The following is a 23,276-nucleotide window of genomic DNA, read 5'->3' as shown; positions in this document are numbered from 1 at the left end:
GTTCAAGGATTCAGAACTGCAGCAATACAAGGTCGCAGGCTTCACGCCTCCGTCCAACGAGATCAAACATTATTACCAGGGCGGGATCGACTCCATCGACCAGGACTTCGGCACCGGTGGCACAGGCCACGGCGGAGATGACACAACCGACGGTGAACTGCGCGGCACCCATCGCGACGACACTCTCAAGGGTGGGGCGGATGATGACCGCATCCTGGCCGGCTCGGGCGACAATGTCGTGATCGCCGGTGAGGGCAATGACTATGTCACGGCCATGGATGGCAAGGACGATCTGTGGGGCGGGCTTGGCAATGACACGGTTTCTTCCGGGGCCGGTCATGACCGGGTCGGCGGCGGCGGCCAGAACGACTACTTGAACAGCGGCTACGGCCACGACACGGTCTTCGGCGGACACGGCAACGACCAGATCCTCGCCAAGGACGGCAATGACGAGGTTTGGGCTGGCACAGGCAAGGACAGGGTCTTTGGCGGCAACGGCAACGACACTTTGCTGGGGCGCGCCGGAGACGACGAGCTCTGGGGTGGCAATGGTGCCGACCGGCTGGACGGCGGGGCCGGCAACGACACGCTGAACGGCGGTGCGGACGCGGATACGATGGTGTTCTCGACCGGCGTGGATCGGGTGACCGGCTTTGGGCCGGGTGACCGGATCGATGTCTCGGGCGTGGCCGCGATCGACGATTTCGCCGACCTGCAGAGGCATCTGTCCGGCAATGCGAATGCCGTGATCGACGACGGGCTCGGCAATACGATGACGCTGATCGGCGTCGGAACCGGAGAGCTTGAAGCCAGCGACTTCATCTTCTGAGCGACATCAACCGCAGGCCATGCCCGGCAGGCCTGCGGATCGCATTCCCGAACCCCGAACCAGGTACGGGAAACAATGAACAGGCCTTTGGCGCTTCGGTTTCCTTTCGCAGGACGATCCGGCAACGCCGAAGGCCACGTTACGATTTTGTTTTGAACTTCCGTTTTCTTGGCCCAAAATGAATATATGTTGGGCCCTGCGGGACCTCGCGGCAGCGAGCAGAGAGATTATCCTTCCAACTCCGCGTTCGGCATGATTTAGAATCACCCCTGAAGCGTCACGCTTCTTGAGTTTTGCGATTAATTGGTTTTGGAAAGATATGATGTCGACCTTTGCAGCGCGGCGCGAAACGGCAGACACGCCTGATTTGGGCACGTCCGATCAAACAGATGTACCTCTGATCGTCGATCTGGACGGCACCCTGACAAAATCCGACACCATGCATGAGGCGCTTTTGCTGCTCATTGCCAGGCATCCCGTCAGGCTGCCACAGGTGGCGACCTGGCTGCGGTCGGGAAAAGCCGGGTTCAAGGACAGGCTCGCATCCGAGATCGTGGTCGATGCGACGTCCGTTCCTCTGCGCAACGAGGTTCTCGACCTCATTGGCACCGCCAGGGCAAATGGGCGCAAGGTGCTGCTGGTCTCGGCCTCGAACCAGCGCCAGGTCAGCCGGATCGCTGAGCAACTGGATCTGTTCGATGAGGCCGTTGGCTCGGATGCCGGGCGCAATCTGTCTGGCACGGAAAAAGCCGAGTGGCTGGTTGACCGCTTTGGCGAGAAGGGCTTCGACTATGTCGGAGACTCGCGCGCGGATCTCGACGTTTGGCCCCGGGCGCGCAAGGCGATCACGGTCGGTTCGAACACATCCCTGCGCCAGCATGTCGACGGCATGGGCGTCGAGGCCACCCATCTGGCCGGTGATGACACCGACAACACCCTCGGGCGCGCGCGCCCCTATGTGAAGGCCATGCGTCCGCATCAGTGGCTCAAGAACCTGCTTGTCTTTGTGCCCGCGCTGGCCGCGCATGACATGGCGGCGCTGCTGCCGTCGTTCTTTGCGTTCTGCGCCTTCTGTCTGGCAGCCTCCAGCATCTATCTGATCAATGACATGCTGGATCTGCATGTGGATCGCCAGCACCCGCGAAAACGCAACCGCCCCTTTGCTGCCGGGACGATCCCGGTCGCCCATGGCGTGGTGCATTCCGGAGCGCTGTTCCTGATCGCGATGACGATCGCGGCATTCCTGTCCTCGTCCTTTGCCCTGGTTCTTTTGGGATATGTGGCTCTGACATTCGCCTATTCGCTGGTTCTCAAGCGCAAGCTGATGATCGACATCTGGACCCTGGGCGCGCTTTACACCATCCGGATCGTCGCCGGAGGGGCGGCCAGCGCTATCCCGCTGTCGGAATGGCTGCTGGCGTTTTCCATGTTCGTGTTCCTGTCGCTGGCCGCGGTCAAACGGATATCCGAACTGACCGATCTGCAGGCCCGCAACCTGACCAGCACCGATGGAAGGGGCTATCGCGTCGCCGACCTGCCGGTGGTGCTGGGCGCCATGCTGGCATCCGGGTACTGCTCGATCGTCATTCTGGCGCTTTACGTGTCGAACTCGAATGTCGCCAGCCTCTATTCCGAACCCAAGCTGCTCTGGCTGGTCTGCATGATGCTGCTCTACTGGATCAACCGCGTGGCAATCATCTCGTATCGTGGCGAGATGGATGACGATCCCATCGTCTTTGCCCTGCGCGACCGGGTCAGCCTGATCGTGTTTGCCGCCTGCGGCGCGATATTCTTGGCGAGCGCGCAACTATGACACTCAGCCAGCTTGTGTTTCGCTACAGCGCGTTTGCGGTTGTGGCCACGATCGTCAATCTGCTCACGCAACGCCTGTCACTAGCGCTGTATGAGGGCAATTTCGCCATTCCGCTGGCCATTTTCGCCGGGACGGTCGTGGGCCTGGTGGTCAAGTTTCATCTCGACAAGCGCTGGATCTTCTTTGACGCGACGAAAAACGCGCAGACCCGGAAATTCGGTCTCTATACGCTGATGGGCGTGGTGACGACCGTGATCTTCTGGGGCACCGAATACGGGTTCTGGCTGATCTGGCAAACCGACCTGATGCGCGAGGCCGGTGCGGTGCTGGGGCTGAGTATCGGCTATTGCACCAAATACCATCTGGACAAACGCTTCGTCTTTGTCGCGCAGCCCGGGTTCGGGCACAAGGCATGAGCACGCTTCAACCCCTGTCCGGCTGGGCCCGCTGGCCCCGGAGAGATTGCAGGATCGCACCTCTGGATCCGCGGTCTTTTGCGGACCTGACCCCGCAGGCGGGGCAGGGGATGATCGCCCGAGGGCATGGCCGCTCTTATGGCGATATCGCAATGAATCCCGGCCTGACGTTGATGGGCGCACAGCGAAACCGCATCCTGTCCTTTGACGCGGCCAGTGGCGAGCTGGTCGCCGAGGCGGGTCTGAGCATCGCCGAGATTCTGCAGATCTTTGTGCCGCGCGGGTGGTTTCCGGCGGTCACTCCGGGGACCAAATTCGTGTCCCTGGCCGGGCTGATCGCGGTCGACGCCCATGGCAAGAACCACCACAAGGTCGGCAGTTTCGGAGATCACGTCGCCTGGTTCGACCTTTATTGTGCGGACGGCCAGACACGGCGCTGTTCGCGTGAGAAAAACAGCGATCTGTTCAACGCCACGATCGGCGGAAACGGTCTGACCGGGCATATCCTGACGGTATGTACACAGCTGCTGCAGGTCCCCTCGGGCTGGATCACCCAGAAGACCCTGCAGGCCAGCGATCTGGATCAGGCGATCGAGATTTTCGAGGCGCATCACGACGCGACCTATTCGGTGGCCTGGATCGATTGCCTGGCCAAAGGGGCCGCGCGCGGACGCTCGCTGGTGTTTCTCGGCGAACATGCACCCGTGGACGCGCTGGACGGCGCCAGGGCGGAACACCCGTTCGACATCCCCTCCCGCCGCAATTTGCGCATGCCGATGGACGCCCCGTCCTGGGCCCTGAATTCCTACACGCTGCGTGCCTTCAACCGGCTCTATTACAAGGTAAACTCCGGAAAACCCGAAACCCAGCTGGTCGATTACGACACGTATTTCTATCCGCTGGATGCCATTCTGGAATGGAACCGCATGTATGGAAGGGGCGGGTTTGCCCAGTATCAATGCGCCTTCCCGCTGGCGAGTTCCCGCGAAGCTCTGCTGAAATTGCTGAGCGCCATTTCGGATGCCGGTCTGGGATCGTTCCTTGCGGTGCTCAAACGGTTCGGGCCCGGAAGCCCGGAACGCCCGCTTTCCTTCCCGATGGAAGGCTATACTCTGGCGCTCGACTTTCAACTGTCCCCCGAGGCTTTGACACTGATGACGGAGATGGACGAGATTACCTGCCAGCATGGCGGCCGTCTCTACATGGCCAAGGACAGCCGTATGAGCCAAGCCACGCTGGAAGCCGGATATGCCGACGGGGTGCCGACCTTTCGCACCCTGCGCGACGCCACCGGATCGCGCCCCTTGTTCCAATCCCTGTTATCCCAGAGGTTAAATCTGTGACACCTGCCGACCGTCCCGCCCTGATCCTCGGTGCCCGCTCCGGCATCGCCCGCGGCATCGCCGCCGCCCTGGCCAAGCGTGGCCACCCGCTGATGCTGGCCGCGCGCAGGGCAGGGGAGCTGGACAGCGACGTGTCCGACCTGTCGATCCGCTACAATTGCGCGGTCACCGCCCATGAGTTTGACGTTCTGGATCTGGACGGGCATGCGGGCTTTCTCGATGGCCTGCCCGCAACCCCGTCGATCATCGTCTGTGCCATCGGCGTGTTGGGCGATCAGGAAAAGGACGCCGGTGAGGCCCAGGCCACAAAGCTGATCGTGGACAGCAACTATCTGGCGCCCTGCCTGTTTCTGGAACAGGCCGCCGCCCGCATGGCCGACACCGGCGGCTCGATCGTGGCGATCGGCTCGGTCGCGGGCGATCGCGGGCGGGCAAAGAACTATGTCTACGGCTCGGCCAAAGCCGGGTTTGCGACCTATATCTCGGGGCTGCGCCAGAAATACGCCGATAGCGATCTGCATGTGATGACCGTGAAGCCGGGCTTTGTCAGAACCGCGATGACCGAAGGCATGGACCTGCCCGGGCCGCTGACCAGCGATGCCGAGCCGTTCGCCGAGCGGGTTGTCACGGCCATGGAGAAGGGCAGGCAGGTCTATTCGGACCTGCGCTGGCGCGCCCTGATGGCGGTGATCACGCATTTGCCCGAACGTATATTCATGAAAACAAAATTCTGAAGAGACCGGACACGACAATGGTACAGGAACGACATTTCGAGGATTTCCTTCTGGCACTGGGCCTGACCTGCATCGGCGCGGCGCTGGCCTGGCTGTTGTCGGGTGGGTTGCCTGCCATCGGCATCGACGACGCCGCCATCACGCGGTCTTACGCGGAAAACGTCGCCAATGGCGCGGGCTATGTCTACAATGTCGGCGGCGAAAGGGTCGAAGGCTCTACCGCGTTCCTGTGGGTCGGCATCCTGATCCTGGCCTACAGCCTGACGCCCACACCGGAACTCCTCATCATTGCGCTCTGCGCCGCATTTGCGCTGGCGGCGGTCTATACCACCCTGCGGCTGGTGCGAGCCCTGACCGACTGGCTGGAGATCGCACCGGGCCCGGCCATCTGGGTTCTGTCGGTCTGCCTGATTGCCAGCCCCGGCTATTTCATGTGGTCGGTCTGGACGATGATGGAACTGGCGCTCTGGTCGATGATGCTGATCTGGATGGTGTTCCTGCTGGCCCGGCTGGTCGAGGATGACCGCGGCCCGGGCAATACCGCCTGCCTTCTTGTGGCAGCAGCGCTGATGCCGCTGGTGCGACCCGAAGGCATCGCCACCGCGATCGGTCTGCTCCTGCTGAGCGGGGTCCTCGCCCCGCGGTCCTGGCGCGCCCTGGGGGGATCGGTTGTTGTGGCTCTCGCCTCTTTTGCTGCCGTCACCTCGTTTCGCCTGTCCTATTTCGGACAACCCTTTCCCAACACGTTTTATGCAAAAGTGTCCTCCGACAAGGTACAGGGGCTGAAGGACGGGCTGAAATACCTGTTCGACTTCATGCTGAGCAGCCCGTTTACCGAAATCCTCGCGGCAATCTGGCTGGGGGCCGCCATCTGGGCGGTGATCGGCACGGCACAATCCCGGCCCGGCGCGCGGGCGCTGCTGGTGATTGCGGCCACGATCTTCGGCATTCTGTCTCTCTACGCCGCACTCGGCGGGGATCACTTCGCGCTGTGGCGGTTCTATCAGCCTGTGGCGCCGCTGCTACCGGTTGGCCTTGCGCTGCTTGTCGCCGGGGCTGTCGCGCCGATCGCTGCGCGCGCCCTCAAAGGTCCGGTCACCATTGCGGCAATGGCTGTCGCGGTTGGGGCTCTGGTCCTTGGATGGATGCATTACTACCAGTCGCGGTTCAACATCCGCAAAGAATATACGTTGGTCGAGCAGGGGCTTGGCTTTGGCCATTTCCTGAACGAGATCGAGCCGCTTCCCACGATTGGGGTCGGCCCCGCCGGCGGCATCGCGTTGGCATATGACGGCGAGATCCTCGATCTGCTGGGTCTGAACTGGGTCGAGATGGCCCATGCCAATCCGGTCAAGGTGGGCATGCGCAATCATGCAAGCTTCGACAAGGATACGTTCTGGAAACACACACCCGACGTGCTGGCCGCCTTCAACCGGCCTTGCGCGGAAGGCAATTCGCTAGCGTTCTGGTCGCATGCCGACACTGCCTTTGACGGGCTCTATTCAGACGATAAGTTCCGCAGCGCCTATGTGCCGGTCGCCTTCGTGCAAGGCACCGAATGCTGGCCCGGCTTCGCAACACCGGACTGGCTGGCACAAACGACCCCCGGCGAGACGATCAAGACCTTTGACTGGGCGGATGTGAAATCTCTGGACTGATGTGAAATGGCGGTGAAACAGTCTCCTGACGGGCGTCCGGCCAGAGGATTTTTCGTCAATGTCAGCTCGCTTGTGTCGGCGCGCCTGTTCCTGGCCCTGTCCCAGGTTATGGTGCTGCCGATCGTTGCACGGCACCTGACAGTTGACGAGTTCGCGCTGATGGCGATGGCCATGTCGGTGGTGGTCTTTTGCAGCGTGCTCAGCGATGCCGGTCTCGGACGGTCGCTGATCCGGGCACCCTCCTATAATCACGAAGAATGGGTCAGCGTGTTCTGGCTGATGGTTGCGGTGGGGACCGGTCTGGCCCTTGTCATCCTTGCGATTGGACCCCTCTGGGCGGCCTTTTTCGAGCAACCGGGCCTGGTGCCGATCCTGGCCGCGCTGGCGGTTGTTCCGCTGTGCCAGGCGGTGTCCGCCGCCCCCAATGCCGAGATCGAGCGGCGCGAGAATTATACCGGCATCGCCAAGGTCCAGACGATAACGACGGTGGTCAGCCTTGGCCTTGCCGTTGTCCTGGCCATTCTGGGGGCCGGGGTCTGGGCGTTGGTGGCGCAGCAGATTTCACTGGCGGTCGTCCGGCTGGCGGGGATCGTCGCCCTGTCCAGGTTCCGGCCCAACCTGACCTTCAAACCGCACTTGATCGGGACACATCTGCTGTTTGCCAGAAACGCCTTGGCCGTCTCGGCGATTTCGGCGATCAAGGCGCAATCCGCCGTCATCGCCATCGGCAAGTTCAACGGCGAAGCGCCGTTGGGTCTGTTCTCGATGAGTGCGCGGTTTTCCAGATTGCCGCAATTCGGCCTGGTCGGGCCGGTCTCGACCGTTGTCTATGTCCGCATGGCCAAGGCACAGGACGATCCTGCGCGTCTGGTGGAGATCTATCTAAGCGCGATGAAGCTGATGGCCACGCTGCTGTTCCCGGCCCTCGCGATGACGGCTGTGGCGGGAACGGCGATTTTCACCGTGATGCTGTCCGCGGAATGGGCCCAGGTTGCGCCGATCTTCGCCCTGTCCATATCCGGCCTCACCTTCGAGGCGATCGCCGTGGTTCTGGTCGCCTGCATCTTTCGCGCCACCAACCGCACTGACCTGCATGTCAGGCTGAGCACGGAATCCGCATTGCTCTATATCGTGCTGGTGGTCGCGGCGGCGGCGCTTTCCGATGTATTGGCCGTTGCGGCCGCCATTTCGGTTTGGGGGTTCGTGATCGTGCCGCGTGGCTGGTATCTGGCCAAGCAGGTGGTGCCGATCAGTCTGCCCGATTGCCTGCGTGCGCTGTCTGTGTCGGTGCTGATGTCATGCCTCATGGTGGGATGTCACATCATCCTGCGGCAGATCCTGTCACCCGGACATGTGGCGGAAATCGCCCTTGCCGGGTGCATCCTGGCCGTGGGGCTGGGGCTGACGGTCTTGCTGCAGCGCCGGAAACTCGAGACTGCGGTTGATGTGTTCCGGCAGACCTGAACTCTGCCGGGCCCGCGTGACGCCGACAAAGGACGTCAGCCGTAAAATTCGTGATTTGGCTTGGTAAAACAGCCTTTCAGAACCCCGAGGTGAAACCCGCCCCGGAGTGCCCAGAAGGCACATCTGTTTTTGCGCGCCACCGAGACCACCGCGCGCATGCCGCAATACGTCGCCTTGGCCAGGCTTTTGGCCAGCAGCGGCGGCCGCTTTCTTGGCTGCCCCTGCAGGGCGCAGAACCCGTAGATCGTGCCGGTCGCCATGGTCTTGGTCCAAAGCCATTTGAAAGACAGGCGCGAAGGGGCCACCGGTTCGTGCACGATGGCGGTCGTACAGATCGCCATGGGAACGCCGCTGCGGTGCAGCCGGAAGAAAAAATCGATATCTTCCCCCCCGGTCCGGCCAAAATCGAGACGGAACCGGGCCGCGCGCAGGGTCGGGTCGCGCCGGTCCAGCAGGACATTGCCGGAAAATCCCGTCTCGACGGTTCCGTTCAGCGCCGACGGCACGCTTGAATGGGCCATGTTTTCAAGCATCCAATCGGGCGCGCCGGGCGGATAGACCGCGTGAACCGGGCCGAACACAACCTTGGCCTGCTCCTGCGATGCGGTTTCGAGAAGACTGGCGATCCAATCCGGCCCGGCAATCTCGTCATCGTCGATAAACAGCAGATGGTCCGCATCGGAATGTTCAAGGCAGGCGTTGCGCGCGATCGAGATATTGCGGGCCGGGGCATGCACATACCACAGATTCAGCCCCAGCTCTTTTGCCTGCGCTTCGATCTCGGCCTGTTTGAGGGGCTGTTCATCATTGTCAGCGACGATGATCCGGAGTTTCAGGCTGTCCGGACCCTGCTGGGCGGCCAAGCTTTCCAGGGTCCCGTACAAGCTGTCGCGACGGAACGTGCAGATTCCAATATCAATGTTCATGTCCCGTCACCAGTGCGGCCATATTTTGCTTACGCACTTGTAAAGCAAATTTGAAGTTCCATTTATGGTCGAAATCCCGCAACATCAGGGCATTCGACTCCGCGAGAGAACGGGTGCGAATGCGCGTTTGCTAACAGGCAGGATCCAGATAGGCAATGATCATATCCAGATTGCTCTTTTCCTCAGCTATCTCGATCGGATCGTGCCTTGCCCTGTGTCTGGTGTTCGGAGGGTCCTGGCTTGCATGGCTTCTGGTCGGCTGGCTCTTGTCGGCGCCGCTGTTCATGATCATGCTCGTCATCGAACATAACACGTCATTCAGGATCTGGGGAAACCCCCGGGCCCGAAGGCCCGGTCAGACGGCTCCGGACAGCCGACCGGTTACGAACAAGAGCACGGTCTTCAAGAAGATCTGAAGATCAAGCCGCAGGCTCAGGTTACGGACATACCACACATCCAGCGAGACGCGCTCTTCATAAGACGTGTCGGAACGACCGCCGATCTGCCAGGCACCGGTGATGCCCGGTTTCACGGCCTCGTAATAGGACTTGTCCGATCCATAATGGACCAACTCTTCACGTGTCACCGGACGCGGACCGACAATGCTCATATCCCCGAAGAACACGTTGAAGATCTGCGGCAGCTCATCCAGGCTCGACTGACGCATCAGATTTCCCAGACCGGGAAAGACCCGTGGATCATTCTTGAGCTTGCGCGTCTCTTCCCATTCCCGGCGCAGGACCGGGTCCTCGGCCAGGAGTCTGTTGAGCACTTCGCCGGCATTGGGCACCATGGTGCGGAATTTCAGGCAGGAGAAGACCTTGCCATCCAGGCCGACACGGTCATGGCGAAAGATCGGCGATACCCGATACACCGTGACAATGTACAGCGACAGCAGCGCCATGATGGGTGCAAACAGCACGATCATCACTAACGACAATGCAACATCGCAAAGCCGCTTCACGAACTTCTCGGACAACCGGAATCCACCGGCAATATGGACCTCGCCAACAGACCGCGAGAAACGGCATGCCGTCTCTCCTCGTCCGACGAAGGCCCTATCTTCCCCCGACACAGATGTCACGGAATCCAAAGACATCACAGATACCCCCACTCACCACACACAAAAAAACAACTTTACAATCAGTAGTCCCCCAACACCCCACCGACAAAAATATGCAGGGCGGTATTGTGGGTAGAGTTTAGCATTCCTTAACGTCACCGCAAGCGCCAAACTCATTTGCCTTAAGTTTGCCCGAAAATTCCCTGCCTTGCGCCGCAAATTGATGAGAAGATGTGTGATTCGCGGGAACAATCCCCACAAATTTAGGCAATTTGACAACATCCAGAACCGAATCGAGCCCCCGGCGCGACGCCATGCGCCCGGCTTGCCCTGCAGGCATTCCAAGGGCGACTTGCGCATGAATACCTGTGAAATCTCCGACTTTTAACATAACCATACTTATATCTGCGCGCCGATTCCTGAGAGTGGATTCACAATCTAAGCGTAAATTCTGTATTAAAACAGATGCTTGCAGTCATGCCAATTTCCGGAGACTGCCACGTTCGTTCAATTTTGGACGCAGATGGCAGAATCGCCCCGGGCGTCAGATCTCGTAATAGTCCCGGTACCAGGCGACAAACCGCGCCACGCCGTCACGGAAATCGGTCTGCGGACGGTAGCCCGTGAGGTTCTGCAGCAAACTGGCATCGGCCCAGGTGGCAGGCACGTCGCCGGTCTGCATCGGCATGTAGTTTCGGATCGCCTTGCGCCCCAATTCCGCCTCAATCGCATCAACGAAATCCAAAAGCTTGACCTTGTCGGAATTGCCCAGATTGACCACTCGCCAGGGCGCTGCCGGGCTCAGCGTGTCGCCCTCGACCGCCGTATCGGGCCCGCCCGGCACCGCATCGATCAAGAGCCGGATGCCGCGCACCAGGTCCTCCACATAGGTGAAGTCGCGATACATGTCGCCGTGGTTGTAGATGTCGATTGGCGTGCCTTCGAGAATACCGCGGGTGAATTTGAACAGCGCCATGTCGGGCCGACCCCAGGGGCCATAGACCGTGAAGAAGCGGAACATGGTGATCGGCAGGTTATGGATATGCGCCCAGGCATGGCCCATGCTTTCATTGGCCTTCTTGGTGGCGGCATAGATGGTCAGTTGCGTGTCGGCCTTGTCGGTTTCCCGAAACGGCATCTCTTCATTGGCGCCATAGACCGACGAGGTGGACGCCATCAGCAGGTGCCGGACGCCCGCCGTGCGCGCGGCCTCCATCACGTTCATGGTGCCGACCACGTTGGAATCCACGTAAGCGCGCGGGTTTTCCAGGCTGTAGCGCACGCCCGCCTGCCCTGCGAGATGCACGATCACATCCGGCTCGAACGCCTCGATCGCTCCGGCAAGCGCGTCATTGTCTTCCAGCATCGCCTCGGTGGCGCGGAAATTCGGGCTCTGATGCAGCATCGCGTGGCGGCGCGCCTTGAGGCGCACATCATAGTAATCGGTCATGCCGTCGAAGCCGCCGACGATGAACCCTTCGTCAAGCAGCAGCCGCGCCAGATGGTAACCGATGAAGCCGGCTGTGCCGGTCACGAAAATGCGCTGCATCAAAAATACTCCCCGCAATCCGGTGATCAGACCTAGCCCCGCTCTGCCGTGCATGCAACGCAGATCGCCCATGCAGGGCGACATTGGGAGTTTTTATTCAACATTGTTGACCTAACGGAAACGCCCGGACTGAAAATCGCATCGCTGATTTGATTTGCCGGAACCTGTGCTAGACAGCACGACGGCGGTGGGGGACCGCAAGTATTTGACAACAGGACTTTCATGGACCGACCCATTCGCGGAGAAAGGCTGACCCGGACCCGGGACGGCGCCCTGACGAGCTACATGAAATGGGTGCAGGCAGATGGCTGATACCGCCAAACGCCGCTGGCGCCCGATCCTCACCCTTGCCATCAAGGCCGCGATCAGCGCCGGGCTGCTGACCTGGCTGCTCTATACCCAGATCGACAACATGGACGAAATCTGGGGTGCAATCGGGCGCGCCAATCCCTGGCTGCTGGTCCTGTCCTTCTCGCTCAATATCGTGGGCTATCTGCTGTGCTCCTGGCGCTGGCAGATCCTGCTTGCGGCGCAGGGATTTGCGGTGCCACTGATCGAGCTGATCCGCGCCTACACGATCGGCATCTTCTTCAACGCCTTCCTGCCCGGGCTGATGAGCGGCGATTTCATGCGCGCTTATGACATTTCCGACCGGGTCCGGTCTTATACGCGGTCTTTCCTGATCCTGTTCGTGGAGCGGCTGACGGGCATGTTCGGCCTGCTGGTCCTGGCCGGGCTCGCCCTGCCCCTGGTGGGCCGTGAAATCGTCGGCAAAACCGGCATCCACTGGATTCTGGCAGTGGTCGCGGCGCTGCTGATCGCGGCCGGTCTTGGGCTGATGCTGATGCGCCGCCAAAGCGGCGGGGCGCGGATCTGGCAATTGCCGGGATTCAGCAAGCTGCGCAAGATCGCCGACAATATCTCGGAAACCGCGCGGGTCTTCGGCACCCGCATGGATGCGGTCTATCGCTGCATGGGCATCTCCATCGTGTTCCAGGCCAATGTGGTGCTGCATTTCTACCTGATCGGGCTGGCGCTGGGGATCGAGCTGCCGATCATCATCTATTTCGGCATCATCCCGGTCTCGCTCTTTGTGATGATGATCCCGGCCTCGGTGAACGGCATCGGCATCCGCGAGCAGATCTTCGTCTATCTGTTCGGCGCCTTTGGCGTCGGTGCCGCCGAGGCCATCTCGCTGGCCTGGATCGCACTCGCCATGGTGCTGCTGCAAGCCGCCGCCGGCGGGGTGCTGTTCGCGATCCGCAAACGCAAACGCAACACCCCGGCAGAGGCCTGGTCCGAGGCCGGACAGGGCGGCTGACCCTGCCCCACCCAATTCTTTGCCGTCAGGCCGCCTTGCCAGAGTGGATTTCCCAGGCAAAAGGCACCTCGGCCAGTTCCGGTGCAGCCAGCGCCAGCAGGTCGGTATTGGCCTGGTTGGAAAATCTGTACTCCAGCGGCAGCCTGGCCGAGCGCGCGCAAAGTTCCCGGTCGTTGAAGGGTGACAGGTAGAAATTCTCCAACTGCCCGCAAAGCGACAGACCGAGATTTGGCAGGTTGTGTTCCAGGAAACCGAAATCGATGTATTTTCTCTGCGCGTCCGTCGGCAGCGCCGCGAACCAGCCATTGTACTCCGGCAGCCACCTGGCGACGAAATCCGCCGTGAACCCGCCCCCGCCGACAAACAGGCAGCGTTTCAGCCCGAATTTCCGGTTCAGTTTGCGATGGGTGATATCGCCGGTCCGCCAATGGGTGGCACGCAGAATCTCCATGACGTTGCCCAGCATCACGATCTCGTCGCTGCCCAGATCGTCCCAGAAATTCTTGTTCTGGGTATGCAGGGGCGGCACTGAAAACCCGGTCGTCAAACGATAGCGGTCGATCCTCTCGGCAAGCACCTCCGCGCTGAACTCCGCGCCAGCATCGTGATGTTCCAACGGGATGTCGAAGGCCTGGGCCAGACCTTGGGCAGATCTGAAATCAACCCGGCTATTGCGGTTATGGGTCTGGGTGAAATAGCGGGCGATCTGGTGCCGCACCGGTTTGGCGCAGGCCAGAAGGTTGCGGGAGTCGTTACCGCCGCTCAGCGGCAGCGCCACCCGGTCCGAGCTTGCTATGCCCGTGATGATCCCCGCCAGACGCGTGCGGATCGCCGCGATCTCGGCGGTGGTATCATCGGTATCGGCCACCTCATCGGGGCGCGGCCAGAACCGGTGTTCGGACATGTCCGACAGGCGCAGATAGTGATTGGCCGCCAGACGTCGGGCAAACCGGTCACGGGTATGACCGAAGGGCATCCGGTGCGTGCCTGCCTGCGCCATCTGGTAATCCACCGCATCGCTCTCGACGAGGTCCCGGGGCAGCGCCATCAGCAGCGTCGTACCCACCTGCCCGGTTTGCGGATCGAACACGCAGGGATAGCTGCTGGTCACATCGCCATAGATGCGCGCCTCGCGCCCGTCCCGCAGCAGCAACAGGTAGCGGCCCGCCAGCCCGATCACGAACTCCTCGATCCGCGGCCAGAAATCCTCGGCACCTGCCGCAACATCCGCCAGCACGCGGTTGCGCAGCCGCGCGCCCGCCCCATCCACGGCCACGCCCAGGCAATAGCCGATCTCGATGCCGCGCGCATCGCGCAGCGCGGCCACGGCCAATCGGCGGGAATGGGACAGGGTACGGTCTCCGAACGGTTTCGGCACAAGGCCGGATTTTCCGGCGCAGGAGGCCGGCCCCAGGGTGAACTGGAACGGGAACAGGGCATCGGCGGACAGGCCGCGCGCCGCGCATTCCCGCAGGGCCAGGGGCAGGACAGTATCCGCATCAGACATGGGTCAACTCCGGTTCAGGCGGCGTCGGCGTCTTTCAGGAAGCTTTTCAGGAACCGCCGTATTGAGCGCTCCGACTTGGGTTCATCCATGATCTGGTCGCGTCCCAGCAGCCGGTTGATGGCGTGATCGTTGTCCTTGGCGATGACCCGTGTGATCACGCCCGGCACCAGCCGCGACGCCACCAGCGCCTTGGCAAAGCCGACCTTTATGTCGGGGCGGTCTGCCTCTTCGTTGTCATGCGGGATGCACCAGGTCTTCTCGAACAGCATCATGATGTAGTCCAGCACCTCTTCATAGGGGTGGCGGCGGTCCGGCTTGTAGGGCTGGCGGAACACATCGGTGATGATCTCGTAGGAGGGCCAGTAATGCAGAACGCCTTCCTCCTGCTTTTCGCGGATCACCTCGTCGATGGCGACCCGAAGGACGCTTTTGGAGACAGAATTCGAAGTGATGCAGGAATTGTTGCGGAAGGTGGCCAGCAGCGGGATCGGCGACAGCGTGTAGATGATCTTGGCATCCGGGCGGTGCTTGCGGATCAGATCGTAGATGGCGCGCAGGTTGTCCTTGTTCTCTTCGACGGTGCTGACGCGGAACTTGTGGCGCTCGGGGTCATAGCTTTCCTTGGGGATGGTGCGCCAGAACACGTTGCCGGTGGGCTCGTCATACCAGATCTCGGACAGGCCGAAGGTCAGGATGAACACATCGGTGTTGTCGAAGATTTCCTTGGTGGTGGCCTGCACCTCGGCGTCATAGCCGTATTCCTCGGCCTTGTAGCCATGCCAGAGCGGCTGGTCGAAGACCTTGCCCTCCCAGGCCCATTCAAATTGCTGCCGGATCACGAAGGAATTGACCATCCCCTCGCCGCAGCCCACCACATAGGCCCGCTTGGCATTCTTGTCCTTGTTGAGAACATTGTAGTTCCGCTGTGACAGGTAGTTCGAGATATTGGCCGCGAAACAGCTGCCAAAGGCGGTGATCTGGGTGTCCGGCGTGATGATAGGGGCCTCGGGCGTCCAGCCATGCAGTACGTATTTGTCCATCGCATCCTCGCTCAGCAGATGCGCCAGATGCGGGTTGCCATTGGTGTATTCGCCCCGGAACCAGGTCCGGAATTCCGCGGAATCCTTGGTGGTGACCTGAAATTTGAGAGCCGATGCCCTGCGAGTGCTCATTGCCTGCCATTCCCTTCATGCGCGTCTTGTGTGACGCTGATCCTGGTCGCCATAGCCGATTGAAACCGGGCCGCGACGTACCGCTTGGGGTTGCCGCGAACCCTAGCCGCGGGTCGAAGTGTTTTCAACTGCCCACACCCCCTGCCCGCTTCTTCACCCAGCCCAGAAAGGCCGCGTCCGGCTTGCGCAGCCGCGGCGCGCCCGAGCGCACCCAGACGCCGCGCCATTCCGCCTCGAGCCCATAGACATCAGCGCCGGGCATCAGCGCGCGGGCCTGGGCATAGGTGTCCTCGGACAGGACCGGCGGGCGGGCCTCGCCTTCGATCAGACCACCGCGCGGGCTGAACCGGATCAGGTCACCCGGCTCTTCGCGCATCTCGTAATCGGGCAGGTGATCGGCCTCGATCATGTCGCGCACCATCTTGCGAAAGACACGACGCGGCGAGGCCGAGCCGGATTTCTTCAGCAGCGTGTCCACCGAAACGGTCCAGGCTGGCTGGCGTCCGCAATGTTTGCGCGTCAGCTCATAGATCCGCCGCTCCAGCGGTTTGCGCAGGCGGAAGTAATCGCGGGACAGCGTCAGCACCGATTTCGACAGCACCGCGCGATAAAGCCAGTCGCTGAGCGTCACCGCCACGCTGACCATGCGGCCGCCGCGCGTCTTGCGCACGATCTCCCAGCTTTCAATCAGGCCGAAGCCGGTGGTGGTCTCCTGCTCGCCGGTGACGATATTGGTGGTGATGCGGGTGCCGGCCAGCCGCTCGAACGCCTCGCGCAGCCGCCGGTAGGCATCGCCGGAGGTTTCGCGATTGGTCGCCATCAGCAGGTCATGCGCCTTCAGATGCACCGTCCGGCTGACCGCGCGGCCCGCATTGATCGCCGCCATCAGCTGGCTGACGCAGAAGATCAGGATGTCCTTGTCATGGATCGTGGCCAGCCCCTTGACGCTGGGCGTCACCGTGATCTCGGCCCCGTTATGGGTATAGCTCAGGATGCGCCGGTCGGGCCGGGTCGCCAGCGAGAACAGCGGATGTTCCATGCTGGCGATATCGTCCTTGGGGATCGCATCGAAAATGTCGCAGAGGAAAAAATCACCCTGCCGTGTCCGGTCAGGGAGTAACCCCCCTGCCCCGCCTGTTGCTGACCTGCTCATCGTCGCCTCAATATAGCGGCCCTCTTGTCGGGGCCTGTCTCCGGCCGGTTTTCCGGTCCGGGAATCTTTCGTGGTTTTAGTGACACCCAGCCTAGAGTTATCCACAGGACCTCGCAACGGGGGTTCGGAATCGCCTGCTCGGGGGTTCGGAGTCACTTTATCGGGGTTTCAGAGTCGGAAGGTCCCTTTTGAAGTCCGGGAACCAATTGAAATAAAATACAAAAAGGAAACAGACATAGCAGCGTAACTATAAATAACACGAATCTAACACTCTAAAAAAAACGCAAACCCCCGACATCTGCGCTATAACGGCATCAGCATCCCCTTCTTTTCCTGAGAAAAATCGCCGCTTGTGATGGTTTTTCTTCCATGTGACGCCTTTTTCGGTATCATGTAGAAAACACAATACATCGAGCAGGAAACCATGGCCAAGGACAGCACGTTCCTTCCCCCCTATTTCAACATCGATCCCGATGCTGCGCTGGCAGAACTGGACTTACCCACAGAGACGGGCGGTTTTGCCGAGATCGCTCGCGCCTGCGCCCAGGGCCGTGCAGACTTGGCCAGCCGGGGCCTCAACGAGGCAGGTCGCAAGGACCTGCGACTGTTTTCCACCTGGGAAATTACCCGCTATCTGATCCCGGTGGCCCAGGCCCATTTCCGCCGCGTGCTGAAGCAGAACCCCGACCTGCCGCAAGGCCGGTCGGAAACCGAAGGCGGCGCCAAATGGTTCACCCTCGATGAGGTGCTGCGGCTCAGGGCCTTCTTTGGCGCGCAAGGATCGAAGGCCAAGAACTACCTGCCCTACCGCCCCGCCGGTCAGCCCGCCAAGATGGTGGCGGTGGCCAATTTCAAGGGTGGCGTCGGCAAGACCTCGACCGCGGCGCATCTGGCCATGTCGGCCGCTTTGGACGGCTACCGGGTGCTGGTGGTGGATCTGGACAGCCAGGGCTCGATGACCTCGATCTTTGGCGGCGTGGTCGAGGATGAGTGGCAGACCGCCTTCCCGTTGCTGGCGCGCCATTACGGTGAATATCTGCGCACCGAGAACCAGCGCCGTCTCGACCGGGGCGACCCGCCCCAACCGTTGGATGAGGCGCTGACCGCGGCGATGGATGTCACTGCGCAGGACCTGATCCAGAGCACCCACTGGCCTAACATCGATCTGATCGGCGCGCAGTTGAACCTCTATTGGGCCGAGTTCCAGGTGCCAGTCTGGCGGATGCAGGCGCGCGGCTGGAAGCTGTGGGATGCGCTCACCGACCGGCTTGAGGCAGACGGGGTGCTGAACGACTATGATCTGGTCTTCATCGACACACCCCCTGCCCTTGGCTACCTGACCATCAACGGTCTGGCCGCGGCCGATATCCTGCTGGTCCCCTTGGGGGCGTCTTTTCTGGAGTTCGATTCCACGGGCCGGTTCTTCGACATGCTGCATTCCACCTTTGCCAGCATCGAAGAGGGTGAGAATGTCGCCGCCCGCGCCCTGGGCCGCCCCGAGATCGGCTTTGAGTGGGATGCGGTGCGCGCAGTGATCACCCGCTATGACGGGGCGCAGCAGGGCGAGCTGTCGGGGCTGATGCAGGCCTATCTGGGCAAGGTGCTGAGCCCACATAAACAGGACTTCACCGCGCTGATCGGGCAAGCGGGCGAGCAGGTGAACGGCATTTACGAGGCCGATTACCGGGATTTCAACCGCGAGACCTATGCGCGCGGGCGCGAGACGTTTGACGCCACCTATGCTGCCTTCAAGCGCCTGTTGCTGGGCATCTGGCGGCGTGGCGAGTTGGATACGCAACAGGCAGCGGAATAACAGGCTCTAACAAGGGGATCTTACAATGGCGAAACGCAAGCGACTGACCCCGGCGCAACCCGGCTATCTTGGCATAGGGGCGGCACCCGAGACCAAATCCATGCCGCTAGGTATATCAGCAGCTCCGATCGCGCAGGTGGCAGGCGAGGCCTCGGCCACGGCGGCGCTGGAAGAAGTGGCCCAGACGCTGCAGGACGCCCGTACCGAAGGGCGGATGATCGAACTGTTGCCGCTTGACGTCATCGACGAACGCCATCTGGTGCGCGACCGTCTGGTGCAGGACGAGGAAGAGATGACCGCGCTGACCGACAGTCTGCGCGCCCGCGGCCAGCAAATGCCGATCGAGGTGGTGCTGCTGCCCGACCCTGCTGGCGGACGCACCCATGGCCTGATCTCGGGCTGGCGGCGCCTGACCGCGCTGCGACGGCTGTCCAAGGAAACCTCTGATCCGAAATTCACCACGGTACGGGCGATGGTGATCCGGCCCGAGACCGCGCAGGAGTCCTATGTGGCGATGGTCGAGGAAAACGAGATCCGGGTGAATCTCAGCCATTACGAACGCGCCCGCATCGCCGTGCGCGCGATGAAGGAAGGGGTCTATCCCAACCAACGTCTGGCCCTGCAGGGGCTTTATGCCAACGCCGCACGCTCGAAACGCTCCAAGATCGGCACCTTCATCACCCTGGTTGATGCTTTTGATGACACCCTCTATTTCCCCTCGGCCATCAGCGAGAAACTGGGGCTGGCGCTGGCCCGAGAACTGGTGCGCGATCCCGGCTTTGCGGATGCTTTGAAAGACCGGCTGCGCAACACTCCGCGCGATAGCGCTGGGGCCGAGATGCGAATATTGGCGGATGCGGTGGCCGAGCGGCAGCCCTCCCCTGCCCCATCAACTGCACCGCCAGCCCGTCCGCGCGCGCGCATCGCCGGCGGCGAACGTCTGGTGATGCGGATTTCCGACGGGCTTGAGCTGCGTTTTATCCCGACTCAGGGCCGTATTGAATTGGTGGGTGACGAGGTCTCCGAAGAGTTGGCTAATGCTTTGCAGGGCTGGCTGCACGCCCGATGATGGTTACCAAAGTGTTTCGCGCGCGAAACATTGCAGGCGTGAGACCGGTTTGACAGGGGGGCGAATTTGTGACCCTTGCCGATGCGACATGACAAGGAGCATCCCTGGATGACGGCAGATTTTCAGCCCGGAGCGGGCCGTCTGGTGGCGGTGGTGGTCACCCATAACCGGCTTGCCAAGCTCAAACCAACGCTGGCCCGCCTTCTGGCCGCGGATTCGGCGCATCTGGACGCGATCGTGGTGGTTAACAATGCCTGCACGGATGGAACCGCCGATTGGCTGAAATCCCAGCGGGACCCCCGGCTGAATGTGATCGCCAGCGCGGAGAATATCGGCGGCGCCGGTGGGTTCGAGCGCGGCCTGCGCCATGCCATGCAGCATCTGGATCCGGACTGGCTGGTGGTGATGGATGATGATGCCTGTCCTACGCCGGGCGCATTGGCCCTGTTTCACGCCCATCCGCGCGCGGATGACACCGCCTTTGCCGCCGCAGTCTATTTCCCCGACGGCCGCATATGCGAGATGAATCGCCCGTCGCGCAATCCATTCTGGTCCCCTGCCCTTTTCCTACGGTCGCTGGTCCGGGGGCGCGATGGCTATCATATCCCGCGCAGCGCCTATGATGCGGACACCCCCTGCCCCATCGATCTGACCTCTTTCGTGGGGCTTTTTCTTCCGCGCCGGATCATCGACGAGATCGGATATCCGGAACCGGGTCTGTTTCTCTATGGCGATGACGTGATCTATACGCTGACCCTGCGCCGCCGGGGCTGGAATATTCTGTTCGATCCCGCGCTGCGGTTCGAACATGACTTCAGTACATTCCAGGCACTGGGTCCGCAGGTCATCCGCCCCTTGTGGAAGGTCTATTATTACTGCCGCAACCGGCTACTCATGTATCGTGCAGCGGCCCCTCTGCTGTTCTGGCTCCTGCTGCCGCTGCTGGGGCTGAAATGGCATCTGGCGGTCGGGCGATATGGCGCGGAAAAGTCTCTTTATCTGCGCCTGCTGCGCCGGGCGCTGCGGGATGCGGCGGCCCGAAACACAGATCTCTGCCATGACGAGGTCCTGGCTCTGGCCGGAGCCCCGGTCAGCGGTTCAGAATGTCCCGGTGGTAGCGACCCAACAGGATCAAACCCATCAGCAAAGTCGACAGGCTGATGATCAGGATGAAGATTTCGCTGATATAGAGCGGATGATACGTCGGATAAATCCCGGAGCGCATCAGGCCGGTGATATGGATCAGCGGGTTGTACCACAACACATCCTGGACGTTCTGAGGCATGTCTTCGTAGATGTAGAAGATACCCGATACCAAAAAAAGCGGACGCGTCGCGATCGACCAGATCAACTCGTAGGTCGGATAGAGACCGCCGATGGCACAGTTCAACGTGCCCAATCCCAGCCCCAACAGCGCGGTCAGTCCCAGCGCCTCGGCAATCGGCCCCATCTCCAGCACTGCCCGGCTGTCAACGGTCGCGAGAATGCCTGTTATCAGGATATAGGTAACCAGCAGGCCGGTCAGCAGGTTGAGAATGAACCGGGCCAGGATCGCATCCACCCAAGTGACCACCGGATACATCAGCAGCGGGCGTGAAAACCTGATCGCTTTCGAAACGGTCAGAGACAGGTTCTGGTAAAGATTGAACACCAGATAGCCCGAGGCATAAAACAGCAGGAAACTGTTGCCCAGCGACGGGCTGCGCATCAGCAGGGAAAACCCGAAGCTGAGGATCAGGATGATCCCAAGCGGTTCCAGAATCGCCCAGATATAGCCGCCGGGATTGCGCCCGTAGCGGGTCGACATCTCGCGCAGAATAAGGGCTGTGATCGTGCGTGGTGTGGTCCAGCGGCGGGCTGTGCCCCGCCCCGGTTCCATCGCGTGCATTCCTGGGTCGGAGGAGGCAGACATATGCGCATCGTCTCGTTTTGGCCTGTGCGTGCCCGCCCGATTATGTAAGAAACAGATATGGAATTCAAATGCCTTCGGGTCGGAACAGGACGCGCATGACACAAGACGCAGATGCGAGCAAGCCAGCGGCCGAAACAGTGGACGACACGGCAAAGAAAGCCGAAGCATCTGGCCGAAGAAAAACACGGAAACAATCCGCCGGACAGGGTGACAAAGCCGCAGGACAGCCGAAACTGGCCGCCGTTCCCAATCCGGGTCCGGGTGGAAAGTCGGGGCAGGGTGGCGGACAAGCCGGCCCGACCGCAGCGCGGCGGCAGCACAAGCCGGGGGGGCAATCCGGGCCGAAAAAGCCGGTGCAGAAACCGGCACCGCAACCTCAGGTCACTGTGCGTCCGCTGGCGGAGCCCGCCGGCATGAAGCAGCGCCACTGGGGCCTGATGCTGAGCTTTGTGCTGATCGTGCTGCTGCCGCTGGTCGGGTTGACCTGTTATCTCTGGATCCAGGCCGAGGATCAGTATTCTTCCACGACCGCCTTCACGGTCCGCTCAGAGGAGGGCGGCTCGGCTTCGGACATGCTGGGCGGGCTTGCGCAGTTCGCGTCCGGCAGCGGCACTGGCGTGGACAGCGATATTCTCTATGAATTCATCCAGAGCCAGGAAATCGTCGAGGCAATCGATGCGCAGCTCGATCTGCGCGGGCACTACGCGACCTACTGGCCGCGGGACTGGATGTTCTCGATCTGGCCCGACGCCACGCTCGAGGATCTGGTCTGGTTCTGGCAGCGGATCGTGCGGATCTCTTATGACCAGTCGACCGGGCTGATCGAATTGCGGGTGCTGGCCTTCGATCCTGATTTCGCGCAGCGGGTGGCAGAGGAAATCGTGCGCGAGAGCCAGGACCGGATCAATGCGCTGAGCGACCAGGCCCGTGAGGATGCGATGCGCTATGCGCGCGAGGATCTGGACGAAACCATCATCCAGCTCAAATCCGCGCGCGAGGCGCTGACCGAGTTTCGCACCCGGACCCGCATCGTCGATCCCGAAGCCGATATCCAGGGCCGCATGGGGGTGATGCACAACTTGCAACAGGCGCTGGCCGAGGCGCTGATCGCCCATGATCTGCTGCGCGGCACCACGCTGGAGAACGACCCGCGCCTGACCAATGCGCAGCGCCGGATCGACGTGATCCGAGAACGCATCACCGCCGAGCGGCAGACCTTCGCCTCCGACAGCACCGAGCTGGGCGCGGTGGGCGAGGACTACCCCTCGCTGATCGCCGAATATGAAAGCCTCAGCGTTGATCGCCAATTTGCCGAGGAAACCTACCGTGTGGCACTGACCGCGCTGGACGTGGCGCGCGACAATGCGGCACGTCAGAGCCGCTATCTGGCCACCTATATCAAACCGACCTTCGCACAGAGCTCTGAATTTCCGCGCCGCTTCATCCTGTTGGGACTGGCGGTGGTGTTCCTGGTGATGCTCTGGTCGATCCTGGCACTGATCTATTACAGCATCCGGGACCGGGGTTGAGGGGC

The 23,276-nt window shown here is 61.5% G+C and carries 20 protein-coding genes; 12 read left to right on the top strand and 8 right to left on the bottom strand.

Annotated features, from left to right (window positions below; all coding sequences use genetic code 11):
* From AB1E33_RS28085 to AB1E33_RS28055, 7 genes are all read left to right on the top strand, one after another.
* Positions 1 to 829 (top strand): calcium-binding protein (locus AB1E33_RS28085; protein WP_372580531.1); only part of this gene is annotated, 829 nt, incomplete at its 5' end.
* A gap of 322 nt (positions 830 to 1,151) precedes the next feature.
* The gene (locus AB1E33_RS28080) at positions 1,152 to 2,642 is read left to right on the top strand and encodes a UbiA family prenyltransferase (protein ID WP_372580530.1); all 1,491 of its coding nucleotides are present in this window, start codon (positions 1,152 to 1,154) and stop codon (positions 2,640 to 2,642) included.
* A complete protein-coding gene (locus AB1E33_RS28075; RefSeq protein ID WP_372580529.1) occupies positions 2,639 to 3,058 on the top strand; it encodes a GtrA family protein in 420 nt (139 codons plus the stop codon). Before AB1E33_RS28080 ends, AB1E33_RS28075 begins: the two co-directional genes overlap by 4 nt.
* Complete coding sequence (locus AB1E33_RS28070; protein WP_372580528.1) at positions 3,055 to 4,401, top strand: FAD-binding oxidoreductase; 1,347 nt, start codon at positions 3,055 to 3,057, stop codon at positions 4,399 to 4,401. The genes AB1E33_RS28075 and AB1E33_RS28070 overlap by 4 nt, the downstream gene beginning before the upstream one ends.
* The gene (locus AB1E33_RS28065; protein ID WP_372580527.1) at positions 4,398 to 5,135 is read left to right on the top strand and encodes an SDR family NAD(P)-dependent oxidoreductase; all 738 of its coding nucleotides are present in this window, start codon (positions 4,398 to 4,400) and stop codon (positions 5,133 to 5,135) included. The genes AB1E33_RS28070 and AB1E33_RS28065 overlap by 4 nt, the downstream gene beginning before the upstream one ends.
* Before the next feature lie 17 nt (positions 5,136 to 5,152).
* Positions 5,153 to 6,793 carry a hypothetical protein gene (locus AB1E33_RS28060; RefSeq protein WP_372580526.1) on the top strand — a complete coding sequence of 547 codons (1,641 nt, stop codon included), beginning with the start codon at positions 5,153 to 5,155 and terminating at the stop codon, positions 6,791 to 6,793.
* Positions 6,794 to 6,799: 6 nt separating this feature from the next.
* Positions 6,800 to 8,257 (top strand): oligosaccharide flippase family protein, encoded by a 1,458-nt coding sequence (locus tag AB1E33_RS28055; RefSeq protein WP_372580525.1) that lies wholly within the window; start codon positions 6,800 to 6,802, stop codon positions 8,255 to 8,257.
* Between the two features lie 35 nt (positions 8,258 to 8,292).
* Here the strand turns inward: AB1E33_RS28055 and AB1E33_RS28050 are convergent, their stop codons facing one another.
* The 4 genes from AB1E33_RS28050 to AB1E33_RS28035 form a co-directional block, all read right to left on the bottom strand.
* Entirely contained in the window at positions 8,293 to 9,183 is an 891-nt protein-coding gene (locus AB1E33_RS28050) for a glycosyltransferase family 2 protein (RefSeq protein WP_372580524.1), read from the bottom strand.
* A gap of 355 nt (positions 9,184 to 9,538) precedes the next feature.
* Positions 9,539 to 10,282: a sugar transferase gene (locus AB1E33_RS28045; protein WP_372580523.1), complete on the bottom strand. Its 744-nt coding sequence runs from the start codon at positions 10,280 to 10,282 to the stop codon at positions 9,539 to 9,541.
* A 103-nt stretch (positions 10,283 to 10,385) separates the two neighbouring features.
* Positions 10,386 to 10,643 carry a hypothetical protein gene (locus tag AB1E33_RS28040; protein WP_372580522.1) on the bottom strand — a complete coding sequence of 86 codons (258 nt, stop codon included), beginning with the start codon at positions 10,641 to 10,643 and terminating at the stop codon, positions 10,386 to 10,388.
* A gap of 147 nt (positions 10,644 to 10,790) precedes the next feature.
* Positions 10,791 to 11,795, bottom strand: coding sequence for an NAD-dependent epimerase/dehydratase family protein (locus tag AB1E33_RS28035; RefSeq protein WP_372580521.1), 1,005 nt, complete (start codon positions 11,793 to 11,795; stop codon positions 10,791 to 10,793).
* A gap of 304 nt (positions 11,796 to 12,099) precedes the next feature.
* Between AB1E33_RS28035 and AB1E33_RS28030 the strand changes: the two genes are divergently transcribed.
* Positions 12,100 to 13,116 carry a lysylphosphatidylglycerol synthase transmembrane domain-containing protein gene (locus AB1E33_RS28030; RefSeq protein ID WP_372580520.1) on the top strand — a complete coding sequence of 339 codons (1,017 nt, stop codon included), beginning with the start codon at positions 12,100 to 12,102 and terminating at the stop codon, positions 13,114 to 13,116.
* 25 nt (positions 13,117 to 13,141) lie between these two features.
* On the opposite strand, the gene AB1E33_RS28025 is transcribed toward AB1E33_RS28030, so the two are convergent.
* The 3 genes from AB1E33_RS28025 to AB1E33_RS28015 form a co-directional block, all read right to left on the bottom strand.
* Positions 13,142 to 14,623, bottom strand: a complete 1,482-nt coding sequence (locus tag AB1E33_RS28025; RefSeq protein WP_372580519.1) for a hypothetical protein — start codon at positions 14,621 to 14,623, stop codon at positions 13,142 to 13,144.
* Between the two features lie 14 nt (positions 14,624 to 14,637).
* Complete coding sequence (locus AB1E33_RS28020; protein WP_372580518.1) at positions 14,638 to 15,795, bottom strand: GSCFA domain-containing protein; 1,158 nt, start codon at positions 15,793 to 15,795, stop codon at positions 14,638 to 14,640.
* 124 nt (positions 15,796 to 15,919) lie between these two features.
* Complete coding sequence (locus AB1E33_RS28015) at positions 15,920 to 16,948, bottom strand: replication initiator protein A (protein WP_372580517.1); 1,029 nt, start codon at positions 16,946 to 16,948, stop codon at positions 15,920 to 15,922.
* Between the two features lie 424 nt (positions 16,949 to 17,372).
* On the opposite strand from AB1E33_RS28015, the gene AB1E33_RS28010 reads away from it, so the two are divergent.
* The 3 genes from AB1E33_RS28010 to AB1E33_RS28000 all read left to right on the top strand — a co-directional run bounded on the left by AB1E33_RS28010 (position 17,373) and on the right by AB1E33_RS28000 (position 20,991).
* The gene (locus AB1E33_RS28010) at positions 17,373 to 18,761 is read left to right on the top strand and encodes an AAA family ATPase (RefSeq protein ID WP_372580516.1); all 1,389 of its coding nucleotides are present in this window, start codon (positions 17,373 to 17,375) and stop codon (positions 18,759 to 18,761) included.
* A 25-nt stretch (positions 18,762 to 18,786) separates the two neighbouring features.
* Positions 18,787 to 19,830 carry a ParB/RepB/Spo0J family partition protein gene (locus tag AB1E33_RS28005; protein WP_372580515.1) on the top strand — a complete coding sequence of 348 codons (1,044 nt, stop codon included), beginning with the start codon at positions 18,787 to 18,789 and terminating at the stop codon, positions 19,828 to 19,830.
* A 108-nt stretch (positions 19,831 to 19,938) separates the two neighbouring features.
* Positions 19,939 to 20,991 carry a glycosyltransferase family 2 protein gene (locus AB1E33_RS28000; protein ID WP_372580514.1) on the top strand — a complete coding sequence of 351 codons (1,053 nt, stop codon included), beginning with the start codon at positions 19,939 to 19,941 and terminating at the stop codon, positions 20,989 to 20,991.
* Here the strand turns inward: AB1E33_RS28000 and AB1E33_RS27995 are convergent.
* On the bottom strand, positions 20,921 to 21,742 hold the full coding sequence (locus AB1E33_RS27995) for an ABC transporter permease (protein WP_372580513.1): 822 nt from the start codon (positions 21,740 to 21,742) through the stop codon (positions 20,921 to 20,923). The genes AB1E33_RS28000 and AB1E33_RS27995 overlap by 71 nt on opposite strands.
* Positions 21,743 to 21,837: 95 nt before the next feature.
* Between AB1E33_RS27995 and AB1E33_RS27990 the strand changes: the two genes are divergently transcribed.
* Positions 21,838 to 23,271: a KpsE/RkpR family capsule polysaccharide export protein gene (locus AB1E33_RS27990; RefSeq protein ID WP_372580512.1), complete on the top strand. Its 1,434-nt coding sequence runs from the start codon at positions 21,838 to 21,840 to the stop codon at positions 23,269 to 23,271.
* Positions 23,272 to 23,276: the final 5 nt, after the last annotated feature.

Source organism: Ruegeria hyattellae, from assembly GCF_041537925.1.
Taxonomy (GTDB): Bacteria; Pseudomonadota; Alphaproteobacteria; order Rhodobacterales; family Rhodobacteraceae; genus Ruegeria_C.
The sequence above is the reverse complement of the archived record's forward strand: the minus strand, read 5'-3'. Positions and strand labels throughout refer to the sequence as shown.